We start from the raw sequence: 16,115 nt of genomic DNA on the forward strand, positions 1-16,115 counted from the left end.
AGTGTTCCACCAGGCCCGGCTACGCCAGGAGCGGCCGGGCCGGTGACGGGGGGCACGCGGCGCGGGCAGTGGTAGGGCTGTCTCCTGCCGCGCTGTCTCCGACGCGACCGTTTTCCCCACGACAGCCGTACCGCCCGACGTTCCCGTTGGCATCGCCGCGCGCCCCCTCCCCTGTTTTTCACTGGCCGCCGAACCTTGCCCGGAGGAACCCGCCGGGGGTCGGGGTTCGGCAAACGGTTCGCCGTCAGGCCCCACGCCCGGGCGGCGAACCGTTTCCTCGCAGCTCACACTAGGTGCGGCCGAACATCCGTCCGCCCGCTCTGACGCGTCCTTGACGCGGCCGAGGACGATCTTGACGAGGCATTCACACAGGATCCGGCCAGGTACGCGGCCCCCGCACGGAGCGTGCGGGGCTACTGGCTCTCAGTGGCTGATCGTCCACTGCTGTTCGGCGGACCCCTCGCAGGTCCAGCCGAGCGTCTTCCGGTCCTCGCGGTAGGTCAGGCAGTAGGCCGGAAGGAGCGGGCGCCGACGCGGAACGCGAGTCTCGCCCGTCCCGGATACCTGGTTCAGGGCTGGAACCGGTAGCCGATCCCGGGCTCCGTGATCAGATGGCGCGGCCGGGCAGGGTCGGGTTCGAGCTTCCGGCGCATGCTGGAGAAGAAGACTCTCAAGTAGTTGCTCTGGTTCGCCGCGTCCGGACCCCAGACCTCGCTCAGGATCTGTTGCCCGGGTACCAGTCTCCCGGGGTTGGCCAGCAGGAGGCCGAGGATCTTCCACTCGGTCGGGGTCAGCCGGATCGGGCCGTCCGGGCCGGTGATCGTGCCTGCCTCCAGGTCGACGGCGTTCGGCCCGATCCGCGTCGACGGCGAGGTCTCGGGTTCGGCGGGCCGACGCAGCACAGCGCGGAGCCGGGCCAGCAGTTCGTCCATCACGAACGGCTTGGTCACGTAGTCGTCCGCGCCCGCGTCGAACGCGCGGAGCTTGTCCTCGATCTGGGCCCGCCCGGTCAGCACGATGATCGGCACGGCCAACATGGAGCGCATGCCGTGGATCACGTCGACCCCGTCGAAGTCCGGCAGCCCTAGGTCCAGGAGGACGGCGTCGGGCGAGGACCGGCCCACCGAGTCCAGCGCCTGCTGACCGGTGGCTGCGGTGAGCACCGAATAGTGTCTGGCCTGCAGACTGATCCGCAGGGTGCGCCGCAGCGCCGGCTCGTCGTCGACGACGAGGATGTGGCTCACCGGTCCGCGTTCCTCTCCAGTTCAAGGGTGTCGGGCTCCTCGTGCCCCGTGGACGGCGCTGTCGGCAGGACGAGGAGCATGGTGGTGCCCCCGCCGGGGGTGTCCTCGACGTCCAGGCTGCCGCCCATGGCCTCGGCGAGGCCGCGGGAGAGGGCAAGTCCGAGGCCGACGCCGGTGGTGTTGTCGGTGTCGCCGAGGCGCTGGAAGGGCAGGAAGACCCGGTCGCGGTCCTCGGGGGCGATGCCGGGGCCGCGGTCGATCACCCGGATCTCGACCTGGTCGGCGTGGTGGCTGGCGGTGACCAGGACGGGCGCGCCGGGGGCGTTGTGCCGCAGTGCGTTGGCGATGAGGTTGGCGAGGACGCGTTCCAGCAGCGGCGGGTCGGCGAGTACCGGCGGGGCAGTGTCCAGGTCGAGCGGCTGGACCGGCGCCTGCGGGTCGGACAACGAGTCCACGGCGTGCACCAGCATCTCCTCCAGTGAAATGGGCGCCAGGTGGAGGGTGAGGGCGCCGGCCTGGAGGCGGCTCATGTCGAGCAGGTTGTCAACCAGTCGGGTGAGCTTGACCAGTGACTCGTCGGCGGTGGCGAGGAGTTCGGCCTGGTCCTCGGGCGAGAACTCGACGTCGGGGCTGCGCAGCGAGCCGACCGAGGCGCGGGCGGCGGCGAGCGGGGTGCGCAGGTCGTGGCTGACGGCGGCGAGCAGGGCGGTGCGCATCCGGTCGGCGGCCTTGATCGGCTCGACCTCGGCGGCGACCACGGCCAGCCGGTCACGTTCCAGCGCGGCGCCGACGTGGGCGGCGAAGGCGGTGAGCACCCGCTGGTCGGCGGCGGGCAGCCGGCGGCCGGTGAGCACCAGGACGGCGTCGGCGCCGACCGGGACCTCGGTGGTCTCGTACGGCCCCTCGCCGTCGTCCGGGTGCTCGGTCTCGCAGTGGGCGAGCACCTCGCCGTCGGAGCGGGAGAGCAGCGCGACGGTCTGCATGCCGAAGGCCGTACGGGACTTCTCCAGCAGGGCGGGCAGCGCGTCGGCGCCGCGAAGCACGCTGCCGGCCAGGGTGGAGAGGGTCTCGGCCTCGGCGGTGGCGCGGGCGGCCCGGGTGGTGAGCCGGCCGGCGTGGTCGACCACGGTGGAGACGGCGAGCGCGACCGTGACGAACACCAGGAGGGCGACGATGTTGTTCGTCTCACCGATGGTCAGATCGTGCGCCGGTGGGATGAAGAAGTAGTTCAGCAGCACCGAGGCGACGACGGCCGCCACCACGGCGGAGACCGCCCCACCGAGCAACGCGACGGACACCACGCCGAGCTGGAAGACCAACGCGTCCGTGGTCAGGTTCAGCTGGGCGTGAAACTGTGAGAGCACGGGCGTGAGCAACACGGGCACGATCAGGCCCGAGGCGAACCCGGCGATGGTGCGGCGCTTGGAGTGGCGGCGGCCGAGCGAGGGCAGTCGGCCGCGGCCGGTGAACTCGTGGGTGACCATGTGGACGTCGATGTCCTCGGAGGCGTCCACGGTGGTCTGCCCGGTGCCGGGGCCGGTGAGGAAGCGGTTGATCCGGCCGCGGCGGCTGGTGCCGAGCACCAGCTGGGTGGCGTTGTGGGCGCGGGCGAAGGCGAGCAGCGCGGTGGGGATGTCGTCGCCGACCACCACGTGGTAGCTGCCGCCCAGGTCCTCCACCAGTTGCCGCTGCTGGGCGAGCGCGCCGGAGGAGGCGCCGGCCAGGCCGTCGCTGCGGGAGACGTGAACGGCGAGCAGCTCGCCGCCGGCGGTGCGGTCGGCGATCCGGGCGGCGCGGCGGATGATCGTCTCGCCCTCGGGGCCGCCGGTCAGCGCCACGACGACGCGTTCGCGGGTCTCCCACACGCGGTCGATGTTGTGGCTGGCCCGGTAGTCGCGCAGACCCTCGTCCACCCGCCCGGCCACCCAGAGCAGGGCGAGTTCCCGCAGGGCGGTGAGGTTGCCGACCCGGAAGTAGTTGGAGAGCGCGGCGTCCACCTTCTCCGCCTTGTAGACGTTGCCATGGGCCATGCGCCGACGCAGCGCCTGCGGGGCCATGTCGACGAGTTCGAGCTGGTCGGCCCGACGGACCACCTCGTCCGGGACGGTCTCGCGCTGGGGGATGCCGGTGATCTTCTGGACGACGTCGTTCAGCGATTCCAGGTGCTGGACGTTGACGGTGGTGATGACGTCGATCCCGGCGCCGAGCAGCTCCTCGACGTCCTGCCAGCGCTTGGCGTGCCGCCCGCCGGGGATGTTGGTGTGCGCCAGCTCGTCCACCAGGACGACGGACGGGCAGCGGGCGAGCACCGCGTCGAGGTCCATCTCCTCGAACTCGGCGTCGCGGTAGGAGCGGTGGACACGTGGCAGGACCTCCAGGCCGGCGAGCATGGCCTCAGTGTGGCGGCGGCCGTGGCACTCGATGTACCCGACCACGACGTCGGCCCCGCGCTCCTGTCTGCGCCGGGCCTCGTCCAGCATCCGGTAGGTCTTGCCGACCCCCGGGGCGGAACCGAGGTACACCCTCAGTCGGCCCCTGCGGATGCCGGAGCCGGGGGTGAGGTCGCGGGCCATGGGCACTGCTCTTTCCTTGTGTCGCCAGCAGGTTGGTGGTGCGCAGACATGGACGACCGACCCGGGCAGCAGGGGGGTGCTCCCCGCGCCCGGGTCGGTGTCATCACCTCGCAGATTGACGGATTGTCATCACTTCTGTTCGCTGATCGCCTTGTTGAGGAGGACGACGTTGACGCCCTCGTCACCGAGGAAACCGAGCGAACGGCCCTCGGTGTACTTGTCGACCAGCTTGGCGACCGTCTCCACCGGCAGGTTGCGCTTCTGCGCGACCCGGTTGACCTGCTCCTTGGCGTAGGCCACCGAGATGTGCGGGTCGAGGCCGGAACCGGAGGCGGTCAACGCGTCGGCCGGCACGCTCGCCGGGTCGACGCCGTCGAACGCGGCGACGGCGGCGCGCCGGTCGTTGACGGCCTTGAGCAGGTCGTCGCTGTTCGGGCCGAGGTTGGAGGCGCTGGAGGAGGACGGGTCGTAGCCCGTCCCGGCGGCGGAGGGCCGGGGCTGGAACCACTTCGGGTCCGGCACCGGGTCCTCCTTCGGGTCGTCCGGGTTCTTCTTCGGCAGGTTGAAGTTCTGGCCGAGCAGGCTGGAGCCGACCTCCTTGCCGTCGGACTTCACGATCGAGCCGTTGGCCTTGTCGCTGAACGCGACCTGGCTGATCCCGGTGACCAGCAGCGGGTAGGCAATTCCGAGGATCACCGTGAGCACCAGGAGCACGCGCAGAGCGGTGAAGTGGGTCCGCACGGTGGCGGGCAGGGGCTTGGACATTGCGGTGGCTCCTTTCTCAGTTGAGGCCGGGGATGAACTGGACGATCAGGTCGATCAGCTTGATGCCGATGAAGGGGACGACCAGACCGCCGACGCCGTAGATCCCGATGTTGCGGGCCAGCAGTGAGCTGGCGTCGGACGGGCGGTACTTCACGCCGCGCAGGGCGAGCGGGATCAGGCCGATGATGACCAGGGCGTTGAAGATGATCGCCGAGGTGATCGCGGACTGGGGGCTGTGCAGGCCCATGATGTTGAGGTGGCTCAGGCCCGGGTAGACCCCGGCGAACATCGCGGGGATGATCGCGAAGTACTTGGCCACGTCGTTGGCGATCGAGAAGGTGGTCAGCGCGCCGCGGGTGATCAGCAGCTGCTTGCCGATCTCCACGATCTCGATCAGCTTGGTGGGGTTGGAGTCCAGGTCGACCATGTTGCCGGCCTCCTTGGCCGCCATGGTCCCGGTGTTCATCGCGACGCCGACGTCGGCCTGGGCGAGCGCGGGGGCGTCGTTGGTGCCGTCGCCGGTCATCGCGACCAGCTTGCCGCCCTCCTGCTCCTTCTTGATCAGGGCCATCTTGTCCTCGGGCGTGGCCTCGGCGAGGAAGTCGTCCACGCCGGCCTCCTGCGCGATCGCCTTGGCGGTCAGCGGGTTGTCGCCCGTGATCATGATGGTCTTGATGCCCATCCGGCGCAGCTCCTCGAACCGCTCCCGCATGCCCTCCTTGACCACGTCCTTGAGGTGGATCACCCCGAGGATCTTGGCCGGAGCCGAGCCGATCTTCGTCGCCACCACCAACGGCGTACCGCCCGCGGCCGAGATCCCGTCGACCAGCGTCGACACCTCGTCGCTGACCCGGCCCCCGTTCTCGGTCACCCAGTTCGCCACAGCCGCAGCGGCGCCCTTGCGGACCTGGTGCACGCCGTCGGACTCGTCCAGGTCCACACCCGACATGCGGGTCTGGGCGGTGAACGGGACCCAGGTGGCGTGCGTCAGCTCGCCCTGGGCGCGGGCCCGCAGGCCGTACTCGGTCTTGGCCAGGACCACGATCGAGCGGCCCTCCGGCGTCTCGTCCGCCAGCGAGGACAGCTGGGCGGCGCTGGCCAGCTCGTCGGTGGAGACACCGCTCACCGAGAGGAACTCGGCGGCCTGACGGTTGCCCAGGGTGATGGTGCCGGTCTTGTCGAGCAGCAGGGTGTTGACGTCACCGGCCGCCTCGACGGCGCGCCCCGACATCGCCAGCACGTTGCGCTGCACCAGCCGGTCCATGCCGGCGATGCCGATCGCGGACAGCAGCGCGCCGATGGTGGTCGGGATGAGCGCCACGATCAGGGCGACCAGGACGATCATCGACTGCGGGGCACCCGCGAAGGTGGCCATCGGCTGCAGGGTCACCACGGCGACCAGGAAGACGATGGTCAGCGAGGCCAGCAGGATGTTCAGCGCGATCTCGTTCGGCGTCTTCTGCCGGGCCGCGCCCTCGACCAGGGCGATCATCCGGTCGATGAACGACTTGCCGGGCTCCGAGGCGATCTTCACCACGATCCGGTCGGACAGCACCTTCGTGCCGCCGGTGACGGCGCTGCGGTCGCCGCCGGATTCGCGGATCACCGGCGCGGACTCACCGGTGATCGCCGACTCGTCCACGGACGCGACGCCCTCGACGACGTCACCGTCGCCGGGGATGATCTGCCCGGCCTCCACGACGACGTGGTCGCCGAGCCGCAGCGCCGTGCCCGGGACCTCCTCCTCGTCCTGGGTGGCCGGCCAGTTGGTGAGCCGACGGGCGACGGACTCGGTCTTGGTCTTGCGCAGGGTGTCGGCCTGGGCCTTGCCGCGGCCCTCGGCGACGGCCTCCGCCAGGTTGGCGAAGATCGTCGTCAGCCACAGCCAGACCGTGATCGACCACGCGAAGACACTCGGGTTGGCGATCGCGGAGACCGTGGTGACCACCGAGCCCACCTCGACCACGAACATCACCGGGTTCTTGACCATCACCCGGGGGTCGAGCTTCTTCACCGCGTCCGGCAACGAGGTGACGATCAGTTTGGGGTCGAGCAGCCCGCTGGCCACTCTGTGGGAAGCCTTGCCGTCGGACTTACCGACCGGCGCGGGAGAAGGAGTGAGCGTAGGGGTGGACATCAGGAGAGACCTTCCGCGAGCGGCCCGAGGGCCAGGGCCGGGAAGTAGGTGAGGCCGACGACGATCAGGACGACACCAGACAGCAGGCCCACGAACAGCGGCTTATGAGTGGGCAGGGTGCCCGGAGTGGCCGGAACCGGCTGCTGCTGGGCCAGCGAGCCCGCCAGCGCCAGCACGAACACCATCGGCAGGAACCGGCCGAACACCATGCACAGGCCCAGCGCCGTGTCGTACCAGTCAGTGTTGACAGTGATGCCGGCGAACGCCGAACCGTTGTTGTTGCTCGCGGAGGTGAACGCGTACAGCACCTCGGAGAAACCGTGGGCGCCCGAGTTGAGCATCCCGGCCCGCTCACCCGGCAGCGCCATCGCCACACCGGTGCCGACGAGCACCAGGGCCGGCGTGGTGAGGATGTAGAGGGAGGCGAACTTCATCTCCCGGCCGCCGAGCTTCTTGCCCAGGTACTCGGGGGTGCGGCCGACCATCAGGCCCGCGACGAACACCGCCACGATCGCCAGGATCAGCATGCCGTACAGACCGGAGCCCACACCGCCGGGCGCGATCTCGCCCAGCATCATGTTGAAGATCGTGATCCCGCCGCCGAATGGCGTGAACGAGTCGTGGAAGGAGTCCACCGCACCGGTCGAGGTCAGCGTCGTCGAAGCGGCGAACAGCGAGCTGGCCGCGATGCCGAACCGCTGCTCCTTGCCCTCCATCGCGCCGCCGGCGGCCTGCAGGGCGGTGCCGTGGTGCTGCGACTCGGCGAAGGTCATGAGCGCGGCGGAGCCGACCCAGAAGATCGCCATAACGGCGACGATCGCGTAGCCCTGGCGGTTGTCCCCGACCATCTTGCCGAACGTGCGCGGCAGCGCGAAGGAGATCACCAGCAGCAGGAAGATCTCCAGCCAGTTGGTGAAACCGGTCGGGTTCTCGAACGGGTGCGCCGAGTTGGCGTTGAAGAAGCCGCCACCGTTGGTACCCAGCTCCTTGATGACCTCCTGGGAGGCCACCGGGCCGCCCGGGATCTTCTGCACGTCACCCGCGAGGTTGGTGACCTCATGGAAGCCGTGGAAGTTCTGGATCACGCCGTTGGCGGCCAGGACCAGTGCGAACACGATCGCCAGCGGCAGCAGGAGACGCAGGTTGATCCGGACCAGGTCCACCCAGAAGTTGCCGACCCGGTCCGTCCTGTTGCGGGTGAAGCCCCGGATCAGCGCGGCCACGATGGCGATGCCGACGGCCGCGGAGACGAAGTTCTGCACCGCCAGGCCCGCCATCTGCACCAGGTGGCCCATCGCGGACTCGCCGCTGTAGGACTGCCAGTTGGTGTTGGTGACGAAGGAGATCGCGGTGTTCCAGGCCTGGTGGCCCTCCATCTGCTGAACGCCCAGGTTCAGCAGCAGGAAGGTCTGGAGGCGGATCAGGCCGTAGAGGAAGAGCACCGAGACGGCCGAGAAGGCCAGCACCGAGCGCAGGTACACCGGCCAGCGCTGGTCGGCGTCACCGTCGACGCCGATCACCCGGTAGATGCCGCGCTCGACTCTGAGGTGCTTGGCGGTGGTGAGGAGCTTGGCGATGTAGTCGCCAAGGGGGCGGTAGCACAGGGCCAGCGCGCCGACGAGGGCGAGGGCCTGCATCCAGCCCGCGAGAGTGGAGCTCATGTCAGAACTTCTCCGGGAAGATCAGCGCGACGACGAGGTAGCCGACGAGCGCGACGGCGACGATGAGACCTGCGAGGTTTTCCGCGCTCACAGCTTCTCCACCCCCCGCGCGATCAGGGCGAGGACGGCGAACACGGCGACCGTGACACCGACGTAGATGAGATCGGACATGGGCTCCGCCAGAGTGGCTCATGGAATGGAACCGTGGGGCGCCACGTGGGCGTCACGGCACCGGGGGAAGACCGGCGGGGAGCAGCCAACCAGTCGGCCGGGACACGCCTCCGGCCCCTGACGCCCTCCATATGGGCGGTCCTTAAACATTGACGCGGCATTGATATCCGCGTCATGCGTCCGAGACCCCGGGTTGTCCGAAACGTTTCGGGCCTCGGACAACGTGGCTGCCCGAGGCCCGTACACCCGCATCTCCGCTCGACCAGAGCTTCTCCAGCTCCGCCACTCCCCGCACGGGGCCGGATCGCCGCGACGGACCGTACTGGGCGCCCAGGCGGGCCGGGTGGTCCCGCTCTGGGAGCGGAGGACAGCTGCCAGGGCACGCTGATCACCATCGCACCAGGGGTGAACAGGAGCCAGCCGTCAACAGAGCGCCGGCTGTCCCGCCTCGCGGCCAGCGTCAGGGTGTGGTCCACCCGGCCAGCGTGTTCTTGCCGTCCCCGGGGCTGATGCCGAACGCCGTGCTGGGCGACTGCGGGTCGTCGCCGAAGAGCACCCGGACCGCGCGGCTACTGACTTTGGCGCTTCGAGGTAATGGATTCGTCGGACTCTACGCTCGGCCTCCCGCCGCCGTCACCCTGAAGCGCCGAAGTCACGCCTGCCGCCCTTGCTCAGGGATTGGCGTTCTCCGGTGCCAGCCTCCGGCGGCGGGCGGCGCGGACCGGCCCGATGACGGCGTAGCCGAGGGTCGGGGTGAGGAGGAAGGCTGCGGCGGCGGGCCAGTAGGACCAGGGGGTGAGCAGCGCTGCGGAGGACTCCGTGCGGCCGGCGATCACTACGGCCGCGAGCACACCGGGCAGGGCGAGCGGGGCCCACCACGGGTAGCGGCCGCGGGGAGCGCGCCGGGTGGCGACGCACCACGCGGTGAACAGCACGGTCGCGGTGAGGGCCCAGACCAGCATCGCCGTGTACTCACCGACCTGGCGGTCCGGGAGTCGACGGTCGGGGCGGAGACCCCGTCGACGCTCAGCTCGGTGGCGGTGCGGCCGTCGAGCCCGGTGGTCACCTGGACCAGGTCGCCGCTGTGCAGCTCCTGGAGGCGAGCGGGCAGTGCAGCGAAGTGGAGCGTCCGGTGGTCGTAGTCCGACTCCCTGCGCACCATCAGCTCCGCGCCGGAGCCACCGTCCGTGTCCGGGACGATCCGGACGATCTCGTGCTGCTCCGCCGCCCGGCACCTGCCCGGGGCGACGGGCGGCACGACCGTGCACAGCGGCGCCGAGTCGTGGCGGCGGGCCGCGTCCAGGCCGCCGAGCAGTTGGACGGTGGAGATCACGGTCAGCAGGGCGGCGACGCAGGCGAGCGCGCCGGGCAGTACGCCGCGCAGTCGCCGTAGCGGCCGCTCGGGTGTCAGGGGGCCGATCCGGAAGGACTCGTCGGCGTGCCGCTGCCATTGGGCCCGGACCTGGGCGAGTTTCAGCTCGAAGTGCGGATCGGGGAAGACGACGTTCGAGTGGATGCCGGGCAATGTCCGCCGGCGGCCGTCCTCCAGGGTGATCCGCACCTGGTGGACTCCCCGCCCTGGTTGCGCTGCCTGCGCTCCGCTATCCAGCGGATCTCCCGCCACGGGTAGCTGCGGACCCGCCGAGGCCCCGGTAGATCCGGATGCCGTCCTCCCCCACCGCGGTCCAGCTGCGTCTGTACAAGGTGAGGAGTACGGCGAACAGCACGGCCATCGCACCGATCATCCACAGCGTTCCGACCAGTCCGACCCGCACCACACCCGCCACGATCTGGAAGGCGAGCGTGGCCAGAAACAACGCCACCCCGCGCCGATCGGCCTTGAGGTACCCACCCCTGAAACGAAGTTCGTTCACCACGGCAGCGTATGCCCGACGCCCGGCCGAACCCCGGGCGAGGCCACAGCCTCACTTAGGCCCCCGGGGCCGTCGTCCGCCACGGTCCGGACGAGGCCACCGGGGGCCGCTCGGATCACCCGGTGCCGGTGGCACGCGGCACCGGGTGGGTTCACGGGGTCAGCTCTGCCCGGCCTTGCGGCCGTGGTTCGCCTTCTTCTTGCGGCGGGCCTTCTTCTTTCGGGCGCGCTTGGACATGGTGTGTGTTCTCCTCGGTGCGGGTCAGGCCTGGGCGACGAGCTGGTCGGCGAGCTTGGCGAGGCGGCGCTGCGAGCGCTCCTCCTGCGCGATGGCGGCGGTCGGGGCGAGGTCGCCGCCGTCGTAGTACTCGCCGTTGATCAGCTCTGTGTCCGGCAGGCAGAGCCGGACGACGGCCGCCGCGCCCTCCGCCGCCGGCGCGCCGGTCCGCCCGTACAGCGGGAGCAGCGCGGTGTCGCACTGGCCCGGGTTGAGGCTGACGGCGGTGATGCCGGACCCGGCCGGGGCCATGTCACGGGTGTCCATGGTCAGCGCGAGCTGGGACTGCGCGTACGCGGCGACCCGCGAGTACTTCTTCGCCCGGTGCGGGTCCGACCAGTTCATCGAGGCGGTGCGGTGCAGCGAGGAGGAGACGTTGACGATCCGGGCGTCGCCGGCCGCCGACAGCGGGGCCCGCAGCAGCTTCGCCAGCAGGTGCGCGGCCAGGAAGTTGACCTGCAGCGAGACCTCGTTGCCGTCGTCGGTGAGCGTGCAGCGCTCGGGGGCCATGACGGCGGCGTTGTTGACCAGCAGGTCCAGCGCCGGGTAATGCTTGACCACCGTGCCGGCCAGCACCGCGATCTCGGCAAGATGGGTGAAGTCTGCGGCCAGTTCTACGAGTTGGTCACGCCGCACGCCGGCCGCGACCAGTCGCTCGACGGCGTCCTCAGCCTCGGCGGCCGTCCGGGCGTGCACGAGGACGGTGGCGCCGTGCCCGGCGAGGAGGCGGGCGGTCTCCCAGCCGATGCCGGAGGAGGCGCCGGTGACGAGGGCGGTGCGGGCGGACAGAAGTACGTCGGACATGACCCATCCAAGGGTGAGAGGGCACGGCCGGGGTGCCGCCGAGCGCGATGTCGCTCCCGGCAGGTGCCGTCCGTGCGGAAAGTGTGCTGCGGTGAAACGCGCACCAGCCCGGATCCGTGAACGGATGGCGACGCGGCAATGCGCCAGGGCGGGTGGCGGAGGAGAGGGGCGAACCCCGGCCGAATCGGCCGCAGTTCGCCCGGCCCGAGGCGTGCGGGCGTGAAGCCCCGCGCTACCGGACCGCGGTGGGGACCGCGACAGCGACGACCCGCGGCCGCGTATGCGGCGGACGGTCGTGGTGGCGTGTCGAGCGGTTCATGTGCTTCATGAAACTCGGACCGAACGCCCGGGGCAAGTCCGCCCCGCCCTCCTTACGCATTCCTGACGCTGGTGTGACTGATCATCAAATCCTCAGGGCTCCAGTCGCGCACGGCCCTGCGACCAGCACGACGGCGACGGAGGTCCCGAGCGACAGCCGCCGGTGCACCGGGCGGTAGGTGCAGCCGCCAGGCCTGGCAGAGCACACCTGCCGCGCGAGACGTCAGGGTTGCGTCAGAGCCGGGTTCGTGCGCGCCAGGCTTGCGTCAACCCGGGTGCGGCGGAGCCGCAGCGGGTGGGTCACTGGGGCCGTGTCCGTCACCACCACCCAGCCACCCTTCACCAGCCTGCTGCCGGTCGAGGAGCCCGGCACCGAGGCGATCGCCGCCCACGTCGAACGCACCGGCCATGGCGGCTGGTGGACCGACCGGCCCGACGCCGCCCGGGTGCTCCTCGTGCACAGCGGTCCCGAGCGGCTGCTCCGCGGCGACCCGCAGCACCTCGATCCGGCGGCTCTGGCCCCGCTCGGCCGCGGCCAGTTCACGGCACCGCAGCGCTTCCTGCCGCTGCTGGGGCACACCTTCACCCACGTGACCCCCTGGGTCCGCACGGTCTACGTCCAGCAGGGCCCGCCACGGCCCGTCTCCCCCCATGTCAACGACTGGGTACGACCGTTGACCACCTCGGATGCGCGGCGGTTCGAGCGGTTCAGCGCCCGATCGGCGGCATCCGCATCGGCGCCCGAGCTGCCCCACTGGCTGACGCGGACCTGGGGCGGGCACGCGGAGCTGGCCGCGAGCGGCTTCGCCTGGGGCGCCGCCCTCGGCCCGTACCTGGCCTCGGTGGCCTGCGGGTATCTCGTCGGACGCCGCCACATGGACATCGCCGTGGCCACCGATCCGGCGTTCCGCCGGCTGGACCTCGCCCTCGCCTGCGTCACGGCCGCCGCCCGCGCCGCGCGCGACGCGGGCCTGACCCCGACCTGGGCCGCCTCCCGGGTCAACCTGGCCAGCCGGGCCTTGGCCGTGGCCGCGGGCTTCCACCCGGTCCGTGACGAGGTCGTGTACTGGACCGGCCCCGCCATCGCACGCTGAGGACGCCCGATCGACCCGCCTATCCGGCATCCTCCCCGGCCGCGACCAGCAGCCGGCACTCGTCAGGGAACCGCCAAGGCCGGATATCCGGACGTTATGGTTCCGTCAGCGCCAGCCCCTCCGGCGCGGGTGCGGACTTCACTGGACGTGCGGGTGGACAGCCGCCCGCACGGAAGAGGAGTTGAACGGCCATGACCGGCACCACGCGCGTGATCGTCGGACTCAACGGGTCGTTGGGCAGTCTCGCCGCGCTGTACCGCGCGGTCCCGGAGGCGGCCGCGCGCAGCGCGGTCCTGGTACCGGTGACCGCCTGGCAGCCGTCCGACGGCGACGACCTCCGCCCACTCTCGGAGCTGGCGTACGCCGCCCGCGAGCGTGTCGACACCGCCTTCGAACAGGCCTTCGGCGGCTACCCGACCAATCCGGTCGTCCACCCCATGGTGGTCCGGGGCGACGCCGGTCCCGCGTTGGTCTCCGCCGTCGGCTCGCAGGGCGACCTCATCGTGGTCGGTTCCGCCGGCCATGGCCGGTTGCGGCGGGCGCTGCACGGGTCGACCGCCCACTACTGCCGCACGCACGCCGCCTGCAGGGTCGTCACCGTCTCCCCGTCCGAGCTGCTGCGCAGTCTGGAGCTCGCCGCCCTGAGCGGCACGCCACTGCCGCTCGCCGCAGGGGCGCACGCACGCTAACCAGTGTCGGCGCGGCGGAGCCCGAAGACGAAGGTCGTGCCGCCGCCCGGGGTGGTCCCGACGGTCAGCTCGCCGCCGATCGCCTCGGTGAAGCCCTTAGCGACGGTCAGCCGAGGCCGACGCCCGCGACCCGGCCGCCGGCCCCGTGACGGCTGCGGTGGAACGGCTCGAAGAGGTACTCCCGCCCGCGTTCACCGATGCCCGGGCCGCCAGGACAGCACATCCGGGTCGCAGCGGCGTGCGGTCGGACCAGGACAGCGGCCCGGAGCGGGCGTCGAGGTGCTCGGCGACGAAGTTGAAGGCCTCGTCCCCGGCTTCGCGTATCCCGCGCAGCTGGAGCGGGGCAGGGATGACCGCGCGCTTCGGGTCGTACTGGGGCGGGGTGACTCCGTCGAGTGGGTTCTCCGGGTAGAGGCCGAGGCGCTGGGCGTCGAGCAGGATCGACTTGAGCTTGTCGAAGGCGTTGGCCTGGGTGGCCAGGCCGACGCCGTTGCGTTCCATGGTCTGGATGAAGGCGTCGACGACCTTGTGGTCGAAGGTGGCCATCCGGCGGCTGTGGAACGCCGGGTAGAGGTGGTGCTCCAGCAGGGATTCGAGATGCCGCAGCGATGCCGGGGCGAGCGCGCGCTGGCCGGCCTTCCACTCTTCGGTGTAGGCGCCGAAGTTCATCGCGCCGTACTTGCGGTTGCGCTCGGCCTTGCTCTGGCCCCAGGGGTTCTCGCGCTTCGCCCGGTAGATCTCGGTGAGCCGGTCGATCGCCTTGTCCTGGGTGGCGAAGCCGGACTCCTCGGTCTGCCGCCCGGAGGCGTTGCGGAACCGGATCACGTAGGTGTGCGGGCACTTCGACCACCGCGACTGCGGGTGCTCGCAGGTCTTGAAGAAGGTGCCCATGCCGCGGGCCAGGGTCCTCGGGGCCATCGTCTGCGGTCTCCATCCCGTCCGATGCTGACGTTCTGCTGAGCGCAGATGGTCCGCCACACCCCTGACCTGGGAAGAAACGCGGATCACGTGGTATGTGGTGGAACTTCATCGGACGGTCGAACGACGATGTCACCCGAGCCCGCGAGGAATGGATGAGCTCCGCGAACTCCGACCGCTTCGGCGAGGTCCGGGGCTACCCGGGCGACCGCCTGCCCGCCCCCGAGCTCCCCGGTACCCCGCTGAAGCCGCGCGGACGCACCCGCTGACCTGCGCAATCGACGGGCGGGGAGTGCGGCAGGCCGACTGCTGCACTCCCCGCCCGCAGCACTCTCGACACCCTCACGCGAGCTCTCGGCCAGGCCCCGTCGGCACGCACTCCCACAGCTGGCGCATCACAGGGTTCGACCATCCGTAACAGCGCCTGCCCGGATTGATGCTGACTTGTCCGACGCGTCGTCAGCTGACATTCGGCACCTTCGCGCGCATCGCCGCCGACACGTTCAAGGACGGTCAGACTGACGCCGCAGGCGGTGGCGAGGGCGGAAGCCGGCAAGGACGAAAACTGCCACGGTCAGCAGCACAGCTCGACGTTGTTCCGCTTCGCCCACTTCCGGATCTTGGCGCCTTTTCCCGGCGGCCGACTGCTCATGGAGCTCTCCACTCTGGAGCAGGCGATGCACGAGATCCGGACCACGGAAAACGAGGAGATCAGCACAAAGCAAGTGCGGCATGGCGATCTCCAGGAGGAGTCCTGGTTCGACTGGAACAGCCAGCTCGCCCACGTCCGCTACTCACGCCCTGGCTGGTCCAGGGGCTGCCGCACTCGCATGTACTCCCGCAGCCAGCTGCGATCCGCCCTGCTGACCGCCGGCTTCAACGACGTCCGGATGATGGGTGACCTCCGTGGTGGCCCCGTTGACGACGACCACCGCACGGTCACCGTTGCCACCAGCTGATCAAGGCGACGGAATGTCTCAGCTTTTCGTCAACCCCGATCTTTCGTGACGGTCCGCCGGTCCACGCGGCGGGCCGGTGCGCCATACCGTCGAAATCAGCCCAATCTCCTCCCATTGTCGGGCCATTGCCGTACGTTCGTCCCGACCGCGTGCGCCACCCCCGTCTGAGGAGATCCATGGCCGACACCGTCAACTCGCTTGCCTCCCGTGTCCATGAACTGCTGGTGGCGACCCCCGTTCAGTCGGCTGCTCAGCCGTTGGATCGACCGGGAGTTGGGTGGCTTGTGCAGCACCGTGATCGACACCCACCACCAACTACGACCACCCCTTCGGCAACCCGGAGTACGACGAGGTGGCGATCGTCCACCCACGCCCCGATCGCCCGGCTCGAGCTGCGGCACCGCCGGCGTGCCCGCACCGGGACCGCATCCGCGCCGCCCGCGACACCGGTCTGCGCAACCTGCCCCTGCACGACGCCACGCAGAACCAGGCCTGGCTGGAGATCGTCCAGCTCACACTCGATCTGCTCGCCTGGATACCCATGCTCGCTCTGACCCGAATCCGCAGGTAGTGGTGGCGGTCGGTGGCTGATACGACGACAGGTGTCCGTGCGGGCTTGAGACGATCGAGGT

15 protein-coding genes and 2 pseudogenes are annotated in these 16,115 nt (G+C 70.4%); 5 read left to right on the forward strand and 12 right to left on the reverse strand.

Annotated elements, in window-relative coordinates; genetic code table 11:
* Positions 1–569: 569 nt before the first annotated feature.
* The 11 genes from O1G21_RS04430 to O1G21_RS04475 all read right to left on the reverse strand — a co-directional run bounded on the left by O1G21_RS04430 (position 570) and on the right by O1G21_RS04475 (position 11,505).
* Positions 570–1,244 carry a response regulator gene (locus O1G21_RS04430; protein WP_270140948.1) on the reverse strand — a complete coding sequence of 225 codons (675 nt, stop codon included), beginning with the start codon at positions 1,242–1,244 and terminating at the stop codon, positions 570–572.
* A complete protein-coding gene (locus O1G21_RS04435) occupies positions 1,241–3,817 on the reverse strand; it encodes a sensor histidine kinase (RefSeq protein ID WP_270140950.1) in 2,577 nt (858 codons plus the stop codon). The genes O1G21_RS04430 and O1G21_RS04435 overlap by 4 nt, the downstream gene beginning before the upstream one ends.
* Positions 3,818–3,946: 129 nt before the next feature.
* Positions 3,947–4,582 carry a K(+)-transporting ATPase subunit C gene (gene kdpC, locus O1G21_RS04440; protein WP_270140952.1) on the reverse strand — a complete coding sequence of 212 codons (636 nt, stop codon included), beginning with the start codon at positions 4,580–4,582 and terminating at the stop codon, positions 3,947–3,949.
* Between the two features lie 16 nt (positions 4,583–4,598).
* Complete coding sequence (kdpB, locus tag O1G21_RS04445; protein WP_270140954.1) at positions 4,599–6,719, reverse strand: potassium-transporting ATPase subunit KdpB; 2,121 nt, start codon at positions 6,717–6,719, stop codon at positions 4,599–4,601.
* Positions 6,719–8,380 (reverse strand): potassium-transporting ATPase subunit KdpA, encoded by a 1,662-nt coding sequence (kdpA, locus tag O1G21_RS04450; protein ID WP_270140956.1) that lies wholly within the window; start codon positions 8,378–8,380, stop codon positions 6,719–6,721. The genes kdpB and kdpA overlap by 1 nt, the downstream gene beginning before the upstream one ends.
* A gap of 1 nt (position 8,381) precedes the next feature.
* Positions 8,382–8,471 carry a K(+)-transporting ATPase subunit F gene (gene kdpF / locus O1G21_RS04455; protein WP_037830997.1) on the reverse strand — a complete coding sequence of 30 codons (90 nt, stop codon included), beginning with the start codon at positions 8,469–8,471 and terminating at the stop codon, positions 8,382–8,384.
* Between the two features lie 751 nt (positions 8,472–9,222).
* The gene (locus tag O1G21_RS04460; protein ID WP_270140958.1) at positions 9,223–9,402 is read right to left on the reverse strand and encodes a hypothetical protein; all 180 of its coding nucleotides are present in this window, start codon (positions 9,400–9,402) and stop codon (positions 9,223–9,225) included.
* Positions 9,387–10,112 carry a hypothetical protein gene (locus tag O1G21_RS04465; protein WP_270140960.1) on the reverse strand — a complete coding sequence of 242 codons (726 nt, stop codon included), beginning with the start codon at positions 10,110–10,112 and terminating at the stop codon, positions 9,387–9,389. The genes O1G21_RS04460 and O1G21_RS04465 overlap by 16 nt, the downstream gene beginning before the upstream one ends.
* Positions 10,113–10,152: 40 nt before the next feature.
* Positions 10,153–10,425, reverse strand: coding sequence for a hypothetical protein (locus tag O1G21_RS04470; RefSeq protein ID WP_270140962.1), 273 nt, complete (start codon positions 10,423–10,425; stop codon positions 10,153–10,155).
* Positions 10,426–10,584: 159 nt separating this feature from the next.
* On the reverse strand, positions 10,585–10,662 hold the full coding sequence (locus tag O1G21_RS41680) for a 50S ribosomal protein bL37 (protein ID WP_391732224.1): 78 nt from the start codon (positions 10,660–10,662) through the stop codon (positions 10,585–10,587).
* 24 nt (positions 10,663–10,686) lie between these two features.
* Complete coding sequence (locus O1G21_RS04475; protein WP_270140964.1) at positions 10,687–11,505, reverse strand: SDR family NAD(P)-dependent oxidoreductase; 819 nt, start codon at positions 11,503–11,505, stop codon at positions 10,687–10,689.
* Between the two features lie 629 nt (positions 11,506–12,134).
* On the opposite strand from O1G21_RS04475, the gene O1G21_RS04480 reads away from it, so the two are divergent.
* Both O1G21_RS04480 and O1G21_RS04485 read left to right on the forward strand, forming a co-directional pair.
* On the forward strand, positions 12,135–12,917 hold the full coding sequence (locus O1G21_RS04480; protein ID WP_270140966.1) for a GNAT family N-acetyltransferase: 783 nt from the start codon (positions 12,135–12,137) through the stop codon (positions 12,915–12,917).
* A gap of 191 nt (positions 12,918–13,108) precedes the next feature.
* On the forward strand, positions 13,109–13,606 hold the full coding sequence (locus O1G21_RS04485) for a universal stress protein (RefSeq protein WP_270140968.1): 498 nt from the start codon (positions 13,109–13,111) through the stop codon (positions 13,604–13,606).
* A gap of 96 nt (positions 13,607–13,702) precedes the next feature.
* Here the strand turns inward: O1G21_RS04485 and O1G21_RS04490 are convergent, their stop codons facing one another.
* Complete coding sequence (locus O1G21_RS04490; RefSeq protein ID WP_270140970.1) at positions 13,703–14,524, reverse strand: hypothetical protein; 822 nt, start codon at positions 14,522–14,524, stop codon at positions 13,703–13,705.
* A 95-nt stretch (positions 14,525–14,619) separates the two neighbouring features.
* Between O1G21_RS04490 and O1G21_RS04495 the strand changes: the two are divergent.
* The 3 genes and pseudogenes from O1G21_RS04495 to O1G21_RS04505 form a co-directional block, all read left to right on the forward strand.
* Positions 14,620–14,793: pseudogene (locus tag O1G21_RS04495) on the forward strand (pirin family protein); the annotation flags it as partial.
* A gap of 264 nt (positions 14,794–15,057) precedes the next feature.
* Positions 15,058–15,483 carry a hypothetical protein gene (locus O1G21_RS04500; protein ID WP_270140972.1) on the forward strand — a complete coding sequence of 142 codons (426 nt, stop codon included), beginning with the start codon at positions 15,058–15,060 and terminating at the stop codon, positions 15,481–15,483.
* Between the two features lie 380 nt (positions 15,484–15,863).
* Positions 15,864–16,039, forward strand: a pseudogene (locus O1G21_RS04505) (IS1380 family transposase); the annotation flags it as partial.
* Between the last annotated feature and the right edge of the window lie 76 nt (positions 16,040–16,115).

Origin of the sequence: Kitasatospora cathayae, assembly GCF_027627435.1 — a bacterium.
GTDB classification, from domain to species: Bacteria; Actinomycetota; Actinomycetes; order Streptomycetales; family Streptomycetaceae; genus Kitasatospora; species Kitasatospora cathayae.

Coding starts and splice junctions, on each gene's coding strand:
- O1G21_RS04435 (WP_270140950.1), bottom strand. CDS start 3,817: ATGGCCCGCGACCTCACCCCCGGCTCCGGCATCCGCAGGGGCCGACTG.
- kdpC (WP_270140952.1), bottom strand. CDS start 4,582: ATGTCCAAGCCCCTGCCCGCCACCGTGCGGACCCACTTCACCGCTCTG.
- kdpB (WP_270140954.1), bottom strand. CDS start 6,719: ATGTCCACCCCTACGCTCACTCCTTCTCCCGCGCCGGTCGGTAAGTCC.
- kdpA (WP_270140956.1), bottom strand. CDS start 8,380: ATGAGCTCCACTCTCGCGGGCTGGATGCAGGCCCTCGCCCTCGTCGGC.
- O1G21_RS41680 (WP_391732224.1), bottom strand. CDS start 10,662: ATGTCCAAGCGCGCCCGAAAGAAGAAGGCCCGCCGCAAGAAGAAGGCG.
- O1G21_RS04475 (WP_270140964.1), bottom strand. CDS start 11,505: ATGTCCGACGTACTTCTGTCCGCCCGCACCGCCCTCGTCACCGGCGCC.
- O1G21_RS04485 (WP_270140968.1), top strand. CDS start 13,109: ATGACCGGCACCACGCGCGTGATCGTCGGACTCAACGGGTCGTTGGGC.
- O1G21_RS04490 (WP_270140970.1), bottom strand. CDS start 14,524: ATGGCCCCGAGGACCCTGGCCCGCGGCATGGGCACCTTCTTCAAGACC.